Genomic DNA, 13,518 nt, shown 5'->3' on the forward strand with positions numbered 1-13,518 from the left:
AACCCGGCCCCGCCCGGCATTCACGCCGTGGCGCAGCCGTACAGGCGGTGGGTGGCGATGTAGTCGGCGACGGCGGGCGGCACCAGGCCGCGCCAGTCGCCGCCGGTGGCGATCAGGCCGCGCACGGCGGTGGCCGATTCGGCGTGCAGCGGCTGGCGCAGGCGCCAGACCCGGCCCGCCGGGCGTGCGCGCAGGCAGTCGGGAGCGTCGGCCCAGGCCCGCTGCAGCCGCGCGGCCAGCACCCCGGGCAACTGCCCGTCCAGCGCATTGCCGGGGCGCTCGGCGACCACGATATGCGCCAGATCGAGCAGGTGCTCCCATTCATGCCAGGTCGGCAGGCCCAGCAGGCTGTCGGCGCCCATCAGCAGGGCCACCGGCGCGGTGGCGCCGATCCCGGCACGGATCTCGCGCAGGGTATCCACCGTCCATGAAGGCGTGCCCGGCTGGCGCGCGGCGCGGCGCAGTTCGCGTGGGTCGACCCGCAGGCCCGCCTCACCGGCGATCGCCAGCTCCAGCATGCGCGTGCGCTGCCGCGCATCGGCGCCCGGCGGCGGGCGGTGCGGCGGGTCGGCGGCCGGCATCAGCCGCACCGGCGCGCGCAGTTCGTCGCGCGCGCAGCGGGCGATGGCCAGGTGGCCGTTGTGCACCGGGTCGAAGGTGCCGCCGTAGAGCAGCAGCAGGTCCGGAGCGGGCCGGCCTGCGCGTGGCCCCGGCGTCGGGGTCACGGTCAGCGCGTCCCGCGCGCCAGCAGGCGCACCGCCTGCGCTTCGGCCACGGCCAGCAGCAGGCGCTCCAGCGCCAGCCACGGATCGCCCTCGGCGCGGCCCTTGGCCATGCGGTCGACCTGCCCGGCCTCGGCCACGAAACGCTCCCAGCGCTGCGGCGCCGGATGCCGCTGCAGCGCGCGCTTGAACGGCGCCTGCCGCGATTCCCAGATGCCGCGCGCCTTCATTTCGCCGGCGAGGTTGCCGCCGCCGGCCTGCACCCGCGCCAGGCCGGCGGTGAGCAGCAGTTCGCGGATCAGGATCGGGGTCAGCGCGGCGACCGCCTCGCCCTCGGCGCGCAGCCCGGCAAGCATGCGGATGACCGCCGGCGGCTGCCCGGAGAACGCCGCCTCGACCAGCCGGAACACGTCGTAGCGCGCCGCATCGGCGACCAGCGCTTCCATTTTCGCCACGTCCAGGGTCTGGCCCTCGGCCAGCAGCGCGAGCTTGTCGATTTCCTGCGCGGCGGCCAGCAGGTTGCCCTCGACGCGCTCGCTCAGGCGCTGCACCGCGGCCGGCTCGGCGCGCAGGCCCCTGGCGCGCAGGCGGCGCTCGATCCAGTCGCCCAGCTCGTGCGGCTTGATCGCCCAGGCCACCGACAGCACGCCGATGCGCGCCACCGCGTCGGCCCATTTGCCCTGGTGCGACTTGCTCCACTCGCCGGCGGTGATCAGCAGCACCACGTCGGCCGGCGGCTGCGCGCAGAATTCGCTGATGACCTCGGCCCCCTCCTTGCCCGGCTTGCCGCTGGGCAGGCGCAGTTCGACCAGCCGGCGCGCACTGAACAGGCTCGGCGCGTTGAAGCTCGACGCCAGCTGGCCCCAGTCGAAGTCGCGCCCGTCGGCATCGAACACCTCGCGCTCGCCGATGCCTTCGGCGCGCGCCCGGGCGCGCACCGCGTCGGCCGCTTCCAGCACGCGCAGCAATTCCGGGCCGGCGATCAGGTAGGCCGGCGCCAGCGGCTGCGAACCGGCCTGGCCGGCGAGCTGTTCGGGACGCAGCTCCATCGCGTCAGCGCCCGTGCGCCGGGGCCGCCATCGTCGGCATGCGTCAGTCGCCTTTGCCGGCCGCCGGCACGGTGCTGCGTTCCTTCTCCATCTGCGCGCGCACCACGCTGTCGATGCGGCGCAGGATCGAGGCGGACATCTCGCGGCGCAGTTCGTCGGCCAGGATCTCGCGTTCGGTCGTGGTGCCGGTGGCGTCGGTCGGCTCGGACACGTAGTCACGCGACAGCTCGATCACCTGCTCCGGCACCAGCACGCTGCCGTCCGGGCGCTGGAAGGCGAATACGACCGCATAGCGCATGCTGTATTCCTGGGTGCGGCCCTGCGCGTCGATGGCAATGGGCAGGTCGCCCCAGCGCTCGGAGCGGATCTGCAGCCGCGCCGCGCCCTTGCCGGACTCGTCCTCGCCGACGACGACGGCGCCGGAGGCATGCAGCCCGCGCCCCAGCAGCTTGACCAGTTCGCTGTAGCGCACCGTGGATTCGACCTTCACCGCCGGGGTGTCGTCCGGCAGGGTGAGCTTGTTGCGCAGGTGGAAGCCGCAGCCGGTGAGGCTCACGGCGAGGATGAGGGCGGTCAGGTATCGGGTCATGGGCACAGTCTGGCGGAGCCGGCCGGGAGCGGCAACAGAAAACGGCCCGCATCATCGCCCATCGGGTGTGAGCGGGGATGAAACCGGGATCGCTGATCCACTGTTCGCAAACGCACTCCGGGCGTGCTGAGGCAACACGGAGCCCGAGCCGGCACTCACGCGCTCCTGGCCGGGAAGCATTCGCGAAAAAGCCGGTTGCCAAGCCCCCGCCCCCCAGGTTGGGGGGCGATCCGCGCGCAAGCGCGGATGGGGGGATGGAAGCTCAAGCCGCGGGGCCCAAAGTTCCGCAAGCGGAACTTTGGGGGGTGATCCGCCGCAGGCGGATCACCCCGCCACGATGTTGACGATCTTGCCCGGGACGATGATGACCTTGCGCACGGTCAGGCCTTCCAGGAACCTGGCCGCGTTGGGCTCTTCCCGGGCGGCGGCCTCGATCAGCTCGCGGCTGGCGTCGGCGGCCACCTCGATGGTGCCGCGCAGCTTGCCGTTGACCTGCACCGCCAGGGTCAGCGCCTCCCTGACCAGCGCGCCAGGGTCGGCCTGCGGGAACGGCAGGTCTTCCAGCAGCGTCTCGGCGTGGCCCAGCGCCTGCCACATCGCATGGCAGGCATGCGGGGTGATCGGGTTGAGCAGCAGCACCGCGGCCTGCAGCGCTTCCTGGCGCACGGCCCGGCCCTGGTCGCTGGCGTCGTCGAACCTGCCCAGCACGTTCAGCAGCTCCATCACCGCGGCGATGGCGGTATTGAAGGCGTGGCGGCGGCCGTAGTCGTCGCCGACCTTGCCGATGGTTTCGTGGGTCTTGCGGCGGATGGCCTTCTGCCCGGCGTCCAGCGCGGCGACATCCAGCGCCGGCGCGCTGCCGTCGGCGGCGTGCCGGTGCACCATGGTCCACAGCCGGCGCAGGAAGCGCGCCATGCCGTCCACGCCGGCCTCGTTCCACTCCAGCGACTGCTCCGGCGGCGCGGCGAACATCGAGAACAGGCGCACGGTGTCGGCGCCGTACTTGGCCACCATCGCCTGCGGATCGACGCCGTTGTTCTTGGACTTGGACATCTTCTCGGTGCCGCCGATCACCACCGGCTGGCCGTCGCTGCGCAGGGTGGCGCCGGTGATGCGGCCGCGCTCGTCGCGCACCACGTCCACGTCGGCCGGGTTGAACCAGTCTTTGGAACCGTCGCTGTTCTGGCGGTAGAAGGTCTCGGCGATGACCATGCCCTGGCACAGCAGGTTCTGCGCCGGTTCGTTGCTCTCCACCATGCGCGCGTCGCGCAGCAGCTTGTGGAAGAAGCGGAAATACATCAGGTGCAGGATGGCGTGCTCGATGCCGCCGATGTACTGGTCCACCGGCAGCCAGTAGTTGCCGCGCTTGTCCACGGCCTCGCGCGCGCCCGGCGAGGTATAGCGGGCGTAGTACCAGCTCGACTCCATGAAGGTATCGAAGGTATCGGTCTCGCGCTCGGCATCGCCGCCGCATTCCGGGCACTTGCACTTGCGCCATTCCGGGTCGGCCTTGATCGGCGAGCCGGTGCCGGTGAACTGCACGTCCTCCGGCAGCACCACCGGCAACTGGTCTTCCGGCACCGGCACCGCGCCGCATTTGCCGCAGTAGATCACCGGGATCGGGCAGCCCCAGTAGCGCTGGCGGCTGACGCCCCAGTCGCGCAGGCGGTAGTTCACCCGGCGCTGGCCCTGGCCCTTGCGCTCGAAGCGCTCGGCCAGCGCCTCGAAGGCGCCCTGGAAATCCAGCCCGTCGAATTCGGCCGAGTTGACCAGCTCGGTTTCGCGGGTCTTGTCGCCGTACCAGTCCTGCCAGCGGTCCGGGTCGTAGCTGCGCTCGCCGTCGTTCTTCGGGTGCCTGAGCGCGATGACCTGCTTCTTCGGCAGGCCGTACTTGCTGGCGAATTCGAAATCGCGCTGGTCATGGCCGGGCACGGCCATCACCGCGCCGGTGCCGTAGCCCATCAGCACGAAGTTGGCGACCCAGATCGGCACCTGCTCGCCGCTGATCGGATGGACGGCCTTCAGGCCGGTGTCCATGCCGCGCTTTTCCTGGGTTTCCAGTTCGGCCTCGGAAACGCCGCCCTGCTTCAGCTCGGCCAGCATCGCCGCCAGCGCCGGGTTGTTCTTCGCCGCATGCAACGCCAGCGGGTGTTCGCCGGCGATGGAGACGAAGCTCACGCCCATCACCGTGTCCGGGCGGGTGGTGAACACGCGCAGCGGGTCCAGCGCGGTGCCGTCCACGTCGCGCACGTCGAACTGGATCTCCAGGCCTTCGGAACGGCCGATCCAGTTGCGCTGCATGGTCTTGACCGAGTCCGGCCAGCCGTCCAGTTCGTCCAGGCCGTCCAGCAGCTCCTGGGCATAGTCGGTGATGCGCAGGAACCACTGCGGGATCTCGCGCTTCTCCACCAGCGCGCCGGAGCGCCAGCCGCGGCCGTCGATGACCTGCTCGTTGGCCAGCACGGTCTGGTCCACCGGGTCCCAGTTCACCACCGCGTTGCGGCGGTAGGCCAGGCCCTTGCGCATCAGCCGGGTGAACATGCGCTGCTCGTGCACGTAGTAGTCCGGCGTGCAGGTGGCGAACTCGCGCGACCAGTCGATCGCATAGCCCATCGCCTTGAACTGGCCACGCATGTGCTCGATGTTGGCGTAGGTCCACTTGGCCGGCGCGGTCCGGTTCTTGATCGCGGCGTTCTCGGCCGGCAGGCCGAAGGCGTCCCAGCCCATCGGCTGCAGCACGTTGTGGCCGGTCATGCGCTTGTAGCGGCTGATGACGTCGCCGATGGTGTAGTTGCGCACGTGGCCCATGTGCAGCGCGCCGGACGGATACGGCAGCATCGACAGGCAGTAGTACTTCGGCTTGTCCGAGGTTTCGTCGACCTCGAAGGCGCGGGTGGTTTCCCAGTACTTCTGGGCAGCGGTTTCGACCTGCTGGGGATCGTAGATGTGGGTTTCGACGCTGGACATGAAAGCGTTGGGGCTGCGGCAAAGCGGGACAGCGTACCGCAGTGCACCAGAGTGCTCCAATCCAGCCCGCCCGGCGTGCCCGCGGGAAAAGCCGTTTCCTGCAATATCAATCGCTTGCGCATCTTTGCCCGGCAGCGGCCACGGCCGCCACGGGCACCCCGCCGGTTTCCCGCGCCGGCCCGCTATGCTGCCGCCTCCACCCCTGGGGAATGACACCGATGCCGATCCGCCGCCACCTCGCCTCCCTCCTGCTGCTGGCCTGCGCCCCGGCCTGGGCCGAACCCGTCGCCGTGCAGTGCGGCCGCCTGTTCGACGCGCGCAGCGGCCAGCTCAAGGGGCCGCACACGCTGCTGGTGGCCGACGGCCGCATCCAGCAGGTGCTGGCCGGCGCCGATGCCGGCACCGGCGGCGCGCGTGCGGTCGATCTGCGCGACAAGGTCTGCCTGCCCGGCTGGACCGACCTGCACGTGCACCTGGGCAGCCAGTCCAGCCCGCAGAGCTATTCCGAAGGCTTCCGCCTGGATCCGGTGGACTACGCCTTCCGCGCGGTCGGCTATGCCGAGAAGACGCTGATGGCCGGCTTCACCAGCGTGCGCGACCTCGGCGGCGAGGTCGGCCCGCACCTGCGCGACGCGATCAACCAGGGGCTGGTGAAGGGGCCGCGCATCTTCGCCGCCGGCAAGTCCATCGCCACCACCGGCGGCCATGCCGACCCGACCAACGGCTGGAACGACCAGCTTTCGCACTTGATCGGCCCGCCCGGCCCCACCGAGGGCGTGGTCAATTCGGTGGACGACGCGCGCCAGGCGGTGCGCCAGCGCTACAAGGACGGCAGCGACGTCATCAAGATCACCGCCACCGGCGGCGTGCTCAGCTATGCGCGCTCCGGCGACGCGCCGCAGTTCACCGTGGACGAGGTCAAGGCCATCGTCGATACCGCGCGCGACTACGGTTTCCGCGTGGCCGCCCACGCCCACGGCACCGAGGGCATGAAGCGCGCGGTGCTGGGCGGCGTCACCAGCATCGAGCACGGCACCTACATGGACGAGGAGGTCATGCGGCTGATGAAGCAGCACGGCACCTGGTACGTCCCCACCTTCTACGCCGGGCGCTTCGTCACCGAGAAGGCGGCCATCGACGGTTATTTCCCCGAGGTGGTGCGGCCCAAGGCGGCGCGCATCGGCGCGCTGATCAGCCAGACCGCGGCCAGGGCCTACCGCAACGGGGTCAAGATCGCCTTCGGCACCGACCAGGGCGTGGGCCCGCACGGCGACAACGCGCGCGAGTTCATCTACATGGTGGAAGCCGGCATCCCCGCCGCGTACGCGCTGCAGGCCGCCACCGTGCACGCCGCGCAGGTGCTGGGCGTGGACGACCAGGGCGTGCTGGAAGCCGGCAAGCGCGCCGACGTGATCGCCCTGGCCGGCGACCCGCTGCAGGACATCAACGCGGTGATGGACGTGCGCTTCGTGATGAAGGACGGGGTGATCTACAAGCAGTAATGGCCGCGCGCACTCCGCCGCAGGGAGTGCGCGCCGCCCGGCTCAGCGCGGCGCCAGCCGCGCCAGCAGCGCCAGCCACAGCGCCCAGCCCAGGAAGGCCAGCCGCTGCGCCATCGCCACCGGCATGACGCTGCCGAACACGAAGGCGCTGCACAGCATCCACACCGCGCAGGCCACCGCCAGGGTGGCGACCGGTCGCCACGCCGCATCGCGCGTGGCGCCCACGCGCAGCATCGCCGCACCGGCGCAGAACGCCACCAGCCACAGCAGCCAGACGCTGGCATGGGCCTGGCTGGCGCGGTTCTCGATGTCGTCCACGTCCAGCGGGAAAACGCCCATGGCGGCGAACGCCAGCCCGGCCAGCAGCAGCATCTGCCCGGCCACGCGCAGCGGGCGCGAGGCGGCGGCGGGCATGCGCAGCACCAGGCCGAGCGCGGCCAGCGCCGCCAGCAGGCCGGGCAGCACGAAACCCACGGCGTTGAACATTCCGGCCCCGGGAACACCGGTCGCGCCCAGCAGCGAAACCGGGTGGCGCATCTGGTCGTAGAACGGCAGCCGTGCGCCGAACACCGCCAGCGCCACCAGCCATGTCACCACCGACGCCGGTCCCGCCCAGCGCAGCAACTGCTTCCACACCATCCGCATCCGATCCCTTCGACGCCGGCGCAGGCGCGCGCCGGTCAACACCGGCGATTGTGAAGCCTGCGCCGACTCCACGCACGCGCGCGCCGGCGGCGGCCGGCTCAACTGCCGATCCCGGCGATCTCCACGCGGCGGTTGGGCGCCAGGCAGCGCACCAGTTCGGCGTGCGGCGCGTTGCCGCATTCGACCAGCGGCTGCGCGCTGCCGCGCCCTTCGGCGCGTACGGCGGCAGGCGGAATGCCGCGTGCCACCAGGTAGTCGCGCACCGCCTCGGCGCGGCGCCGGGACAGCTGCTGGTTGTAGGCGTCGCTGCCGATGCGGTCGGTGAAGCCGGTCACCGTCAACGCCACCGTGCTGGCGCGTGCGCCCAGTTGCGCGACTACTTCATCCAGCTTCGCCCTGCCCGCGTCGGAAAGCTCGGCACTGTCGAAGGCGAACAGCGCGTCGGCGGAAATCCGCAGCGGCGCCGGCGGCGCGGCCGGTGCCGCTGCCACGGGCGCCGGGGCCGGCACCGGCTCCAGCAGGGCCGCGCAGGTGGCCGGCTTCCACGACTGCCCCACCGCCACGCCCTGGGCGTCGAAATGGATCTGGAACTGGCACTGCAGCGGCGGCGCGCCCACCGAGCGGCGGAAGTTGAACAGGTAGTTCCATTCGCGCACGCCCCACATGCCCTCGCCGAAATGCGGCGTTCCCAGCAGGGCGTACAGCTGCTGCTTGTTCATGCCCGGCGCGTACTGGCGCAGGCCGTCCAGGCTCACGTAGGTGCCGCCGGCCGGATGGGCGCGGGCCGGGTCGGGAAAGTCCCCGCGCACCGGCGCGCCGCCGCAGCCGGCCAGCAGGGCCGCCACCGCCATCGTCATCCATTTCATGTTCATTCGATGCACCCCGCTCCGTTCAGTCCGCCATGGCCAGCGGGGCCGGACCGGCCGGCCCCGCGGCAGCCTCACCACTGGATGCCCGCACCCACGGTCACGCCGCCGTCGCCGCGGGTGTTGGCCGAGCCGCTCAGCTTGTAGATCCAGCGCCCGCCCTCGGTGACGCCGGAGACGCCCACCGCCATGCTGGATTCGCCGTGGAAGGTGCTGGCCGCGAACGAGGCCATGCGCCGGCCGGCCTCGGTCGGCTGCGGCAGGCCGGCCATCGCCATGGCCGAGGCGATGCCCGCCGAAGCGCGGTTGTCGACCCGGTTGATGTCGCGGCCGATCTCGCCGAAACGTTGATCGGTGTAGTTCTTCGACCAGTCCATGACCTCCCCCAGTCCCTTGTTGAGTTGTGCCACGTTCACCGCGTCGGTGTCGGCCACGCCCGTGCCGACGTTGTGCATCACCACGCTCCTGCCCGGCTGGCCCAGGGTCACGCTGCCGTAGTTGGTGCTGCCGTCGCTGTTCTGGTCGTAGCGCACCGTGCCCTGCTGCGAGGCCTGCAGCTGGCGCAGGTTGACCGCGTCGGTGGCCTGCGTGGCGTCGGCCACGTGGGTGATCTGGCGCTCATGGCCGGCGCTGCCCACCGACACCGCGTTGGCACGGTCAGCCACCGAGCCGGCGCCCAGGGCGACGCTGCCGTCGGCCGAAGCCCTGGCGCCGTCGCCCAGCGCGACCGCCTGCTTGCCCGATGCGGTGGCCTGCGGGCCGGCGGCCATGCTGTCCTGGCCGGTGGCCGCGGCCGGGGCCTTGCTCGAATTCACCGCGAAATACGCGTTGCCGGCGCCACCGGACTGGAGGTTGTCGATGCGCCGGTTGACGTTGACGATCGAGCCGTCCAGCGCCGCCAGCGCATCGCCGACGTTGCCGAGCACCTGCTGCTGGGTGCCGCCGCCGACACCGATCGCGGTGATGTTGAAGCTCGGCCCGGTCCACTGCCCCGACGCGCTGTCGTAGGCCATCGAGCCGCCCATCGCCGCGGCCAGCGCGCCGTTGGTGGCCGCCAGCTGCGTGCCGTTGACCGCGTCGGTGCTGCCCGCCGCGACGCTGCCCGCGGCGACGTTGCGCAGCGCCACGGCCGCGCCGTCGCCGGCGCCGCCCAGCACCACTTCGTTGGTCGGCTGGCCGTTGCCGTCGGCGGTGTAGCGCACCGCCAGCGGATCGGGATTGCCGGGGGTCGTCGTGTCCCCGACCAGGCCACGCAGGTGCGCGAGCGAATCGCTGATCGAGCCGAAGGCCGCGCCGATGCCGGCATACTGGTTCAGCGACAGCTGGCCGTTGGCGCCGACCGCGTTCAGCGCATAGGACGGCATCGACAGCGTGCCATCGGCGTTCATCACCGCGCCGCCGCCGATGAACGCCGCCAACGAGTTGCCGAAGCCGTACAGCTGGCCGCCATTGATCGCCTGCATGCTGCCCGCCGCCACCGCGCCGGCGGCGAGGTTGGCCACCACCGTGCCCTGCGGCGCGTTGCCGGCGCCCAGCGTCACCCGGCCATAGTCGGGATTGCCCTGCGCGTCCTCGTCGTAGGTGACCGCCGATTGGCTCACCCCGGAGATCAGCGACAGCGCGCCCTGGAGCTGGGCCACGTTCACCGCGTCGGTCAGCGCCTCGCCGGCGGCGACATGGGTGATCTGCCGCTCGCGACCGGCCGAGCCGACCGCGACCTCGCCGATCGAGTTCTGCGGCGCCGTCAGGCCGAAGGCCGCGTAGCCGGTCCTGCCGCCGCGGTCGGCATTGGACTTGTAGCCCAGCGCGACGCTGTTGGCCTTGTCCGACGTGGCGCCCGCGCCGATCAGGGTCTGGCCGTTGGCCGTGCCGGACGCACTGTCGCCGATCACCACCGAATGGCCCAGCCGCGCGTCGTAATCGGCCGTCGGCACGCCGGCCGGGCCATCGCCCGCGCCGGGGAAGGCCACGTTGGCATCCTGCTGCGCCAGGCGGTGCTGGGCGTTGGTGCCGATCACCACCTCCTTGGAGCCGTTGGCATAGGCGCCGTCGCCGATCAGCACCTGGTAGTCCTGCGCCGCGTTGACGCCCCAGCAGTCGATCGTGACCAGCCCCAGCCCCAGCGGGTCGGCGCACTTGGCCGCCCACGCCGGCGCGCCATCCGGCAGCACCAGTCCCAGCAGGCCGTTGGGCTTGCCGTTGTTGATGTTGTAGAGGTAGTTGTCGGAGGTGACGCCGCCGATCAGCGTCATGTGCGAGTTCCCGCCGGTGACCAGGCCGCCCAGGCCGTCGAGCACCTGCCCGACCGGGCTGAGGTTGACCACCGGCAGGCCAGCCACCGTGGTCACCGAGTACGCCTGGGCGATGTTGGCATTACTCATCGCCAGCCCGCCGTTGCGCAGGTAGCCGTCGCCGCCGAACAGGGTCGACAGCGTGGGGCCGGCCAACTGGTCGACGGTTCCCACCAGGCCGCCGTTGCCGACCACCAGGCCGGTGGGACGCGCGCTGGCCGCTGCGCCGCCGACCGCGGCCGGCTGCCCGGTCAGCTGGCCGACCACGTTGGACAGGCCGCCGGTCACCCCGCCGGTGATGCCGTCGATCACCTGCTGCAACCCGCCCAGCCCGGACGCCGAACCGGTGATGCCCGACAGCGTGCCGGTGACGGTGCCGGTCGCGGTGGACACCGTTCCGCCGACGGTCTCCAGCACGGACTGCACGGCACCGCCCAGTTCGCCCTTGTCCAGCGCGCCGGTCGTCGCCTGCAGCCCCTGGGTGGCGGTGGCGACGGTCTGCGACAGGCCGGCGCCGAGCGTGGCCGAGCCGGTGACATGGCCGACCAGGCTGCCGGCCTTGTCGCCGACGCCGTCGAGCACCGGGGCGACCCCATCGACCACGCCATCGAGCACCGCGCCGGCGTGGCTTCCCTTGACCAGCCCGCCGGTGAGTTCCTCCACCGCGCTCGCGGTCGAGACCAGCGTATTGCGCAGCGGATTGCCGCCGCCCTCGTCCTTGCCCGGCGGCAGCACGCCGCCCAGCGCCTGCAGGCCGGCGTGCACGGTGCCGACGATGCCGCCGGCCACGCCGTCCTGCTTGAGGACCAGCGCCTGCGGCAGCTTGCCGGCAGCGCCCGGCAAGGCCGCCACGGCCTGGGTGGCGCCGCTGACCACATGCGCCGCGGGCTTCACCAGCGCGGCCTTGGCCGTGGCCGCAACCTGCAGCCGTGTCGCGGAGGCGGCGACCGCCTTCACCGGCGCGGCCACCGCGCCGACCGCCTGCGGCAGTGCCGGCAGCGCCTGCCCGGGCGTGCCGCCGACCTGCACCGGCGCAGGCACGGTGGGCACCACCGGTACGGTCGCGATGGACGCATTGGCCACGGGCAGCGCCGGCACCGACGCATCCTGCGCGGCGTACTTGGCCACCAGCGCCTGCAGATCGTCCAGGCGCGCGTCGCCGGCCTGCGCCGGTGGCGCCATCGCCAGCACCAACAGGCTTCCCATGCCCAGCAGCGCGCCGCTCCGGCGCGCATGCAGGCGCCGTGGGCCCGGCCGCTTGCCCGCCGCGCTTGCCAGTTCCGAGCCCACGACGAAGGCATTCAGGGCGCGGTTCCATACCAGTCTGTAGATGCGATTCATGATGAGTCCCCGTGCAATGCGACCGTCCCGCCCCGATGGCGGACTTCATCGCTTGGATCGCACTACATCAGGAACGCGCCGCGCGCTTTGCCTGTATCCGGCACAGCGCTATGGCTATCCGGCAAACCTGTGCGCACTCCCGGCAAGCCCATGCACGGAATCGGCAAACACGGCCGGTGCCGCCGGTTTCAGGGCTCGGAGAACGTGCCCCGCATGAGGGTTTCGCTCGGCAGCTCGCCGAACACCCGCCGGTAGTTGTCGGCGAACCGCGACAGGTCCCACAGGCCACAGCTCAGCGCGACGGACTTGACCGATTTGCGCCCGGCATCGGCGGCGGACAGCGTGCGGCACGCTTCGCACAGCCGCAGCATCGACAGATAACGCACCGGCGATATGCCGACCAGTTCCTCGAACGCATAGCGCAGCGCGCGCTCGCTGACGCCGGCCGCATCGCACAGCTCCTGCATGTAGATATGCCGGCGGATGTTGGCGCGCATCATGTCCTCCGCGCGCCGCAGGATCAGGTAGCGCACGCGGCGGGCGCGGCTGCAGACGCGGCGTTCCACCGGGCCGTTGGCGAACAGTTCGCCGGCATGCGCATCGAGCAGTGCGTCGATCTCGTTGGAGGTGACCTCGCCGCAGCGGATGCGCTGCTGCAGGCCCTGGTAATACGCCTGCAGCGGAGGCAGGTCGCGGCCGCTGATCAGGGGCACGTCGAGCCCGCCGCCGTCCAGGCCGCCCAGGTGGCGGCTGGCGGCGCGCTCCTGGAAACGCCGCAGCGGCACCAGCACGAAGGTCACGCGGCTGTTCGCGCCCAGCGCGAATTCGGTGACGCCCTCCGGCATCACCGAAATGATTCCCCCCGACGACAGCGGCACGCCGTGGCACCAGCTGGTCTCCGGGTCCACCGATTCCATCCAGCCGAGCAGGCACCAGTCCACCGGCAGCATGAAACGCCCACGCGTGCGTGCGGCGATCTCGAAGGTGCACAGCAGCGCCTGGTCGTGGACGAACGAGGTCACCGAGGCCATCGGTGGCTGGCCGTCGAGCAATACCAGTTCGACGTGGCAGACGCGCAGCACGCCCCCCAACGTGGACAGATCGAACGACCTCAAATGCCGATCACAGATCATCGCATCCATGTGAACGCCCATGCCCGGACGGGTATGCCCCCGCCTTGCGCCTGCCGTCCGGATACGCCGATGCCCCCGGCGCATCCCCCCTCGACCGGATCCGGCCTGCGGCGGGACACCGCTGGAGCCCCATCCGGCCAGAACCGTTTCCGCCGTTCCTTCTTATCCAATATGCCGGGACGGCCATGTGTAAACAATGCGCATAAATCGAGCAACCCATCACATATACGAACATCCAAAATAAATTGCCGAATATGTGTATGTGCGTCACAACCGAATTGAAATGATCCTCCCCGGGCATGCCTGCCATGCCACAGGGGGAAACGGGAATATCGCCGGCGGTTATCCGGCGGCCCCGGGCCAGTTGCGCCCACCCCCCTCCGGCCAGGCCGCGTGCCCGTGACGATCCCGGC

At 71.3% G+C, this 13,518-nt stretch carries 9 protein-coding genes; 1 reads left to right on the plus strand and 8 read right to left on the minus strand.

All coding sequences use genetic code 11. From position 1 onward, the window contains the following. Positions 1-20: 20 nt before the first annotated feature. From nadD to leuS, 4 genes are all read right to left on the minus strand, one after another. Positions 21-725, minus strand: coding sequence for a nicotinate-nucleotide adenylyltransferase (gene nadD / locus AC06FP_RS12950; protein WP_456116535.1), 705 nt, complete (start codon positions 723-725; stop codon positions 21-23). A gap of 2 nt (positions 726-727) precedes the next feature. Next, positions 728-1,771, minus strand: coding sequence for a DNA polymerase III subunit delta (gene holA, locus AC06FP_RS12955; protein WP_478075780.1), 1,044 nt, complete (start codon positions 1,769-1,771; stop codon positions 728-730). 43 nt (positions 1,772-1,814) lie between these two features. Beyond that, entirely contained in the window at positions 1,815-2,360 is a 546-nt protein-coding gene (locus AC06FP_RS12960) for an LPS-assembly lipoprotein LptE (protein ID WP_478075781.1), read from the minus strand. Positions 2,361-2,684: 324 nt separating this feature from the next. Then, complete coding sequence (gene leuS, locus AC06FP_RS12965; RefSeq protein ID WP_456116538.1) at positions 2,685-5,327, minus strand: leucine--tRNA ligase; 2,643 nt, start codon at positions 5,325-5,327, stop codon at positions 2,685-2,687. A 218-nt stretch (positions 5,328-5,545) separates the two neighbouring features. Between leuS and AC06FP_RS12970 the strand changes: the two genes are divergently transcribed. Next, the gene (locus tag AC06FP_RS12970; protein ID WP_478075782.1) at positions 5,546-6,829 is read left to right on the plus strand and encodes a metal-dependent hydrolase family protein; all 1,284 of its coding nucleotides are present in this window, start codon (positions 5,546-5,548) and stop codon (positions 6,827-6,829) included. Positions 6,830-6,871: 42 nt separating this feature from the next. On the opposite strand, the gene AC06FP_RS12975 is transcribed toward AC06FP_RS12970, so the two are convergent. The 4 genes from AC06FP_RS12975 to AC06FP_RS12990 form a co-directional block, all read right to left on the minus strand. Further along, a complete protein-coding gene (locus tag AC06FP_RS12975; RefSeq protein ID WP_478075783.1) occupies positions 6,872-7,474 on the minus strand; it encodes a DUF998 domain-containing protein in 603 nt (200 codons plus the stop codon). Positions 7,475-7,572: 98 nt separating this feature from the next. Next, entirely contained in the window at positions 7,573-8,340 is a 768-nt protein-coding gene (locus AC06FP_RS12980; RefSeq protein ID WP_478075784.1) for an OmpA family protein, read from the minus strand. A gap of 74 nt (positions 8,341-8,414) precedes the next feature. Next, the gene (locus tag AC06FP_RS12985; protein ID WP_478075785.1) at positions 8,415-11,972 is read right to left on the minus strand and encodes an ESPR-type extended signal peptide-containing protein; all 3,558 of its coding nucleotides are present in this window, start codon (positions 11,970-11,972) and stop codon (positions 8,415-8,417) included. Between the two features lie 188 nt (positions 11,973-12,160). Continuing rightward, positions 12,161-13,087 (minus strand): AraC family transcriptional regulator, encoded by a 927-nt coding sequence (locus AC06FP_RS12990; protein WP_456116542.1) that lies wholly within the window; start codon positions 13,085-13,087, stop codon positions 12,161-12,163. Positions 13,088-13,518: the final 431 nt, after the last annotated feature.

Source organism: Stenotrophomonas sp. Steno-Z2 (assembly GCF_056393235.1).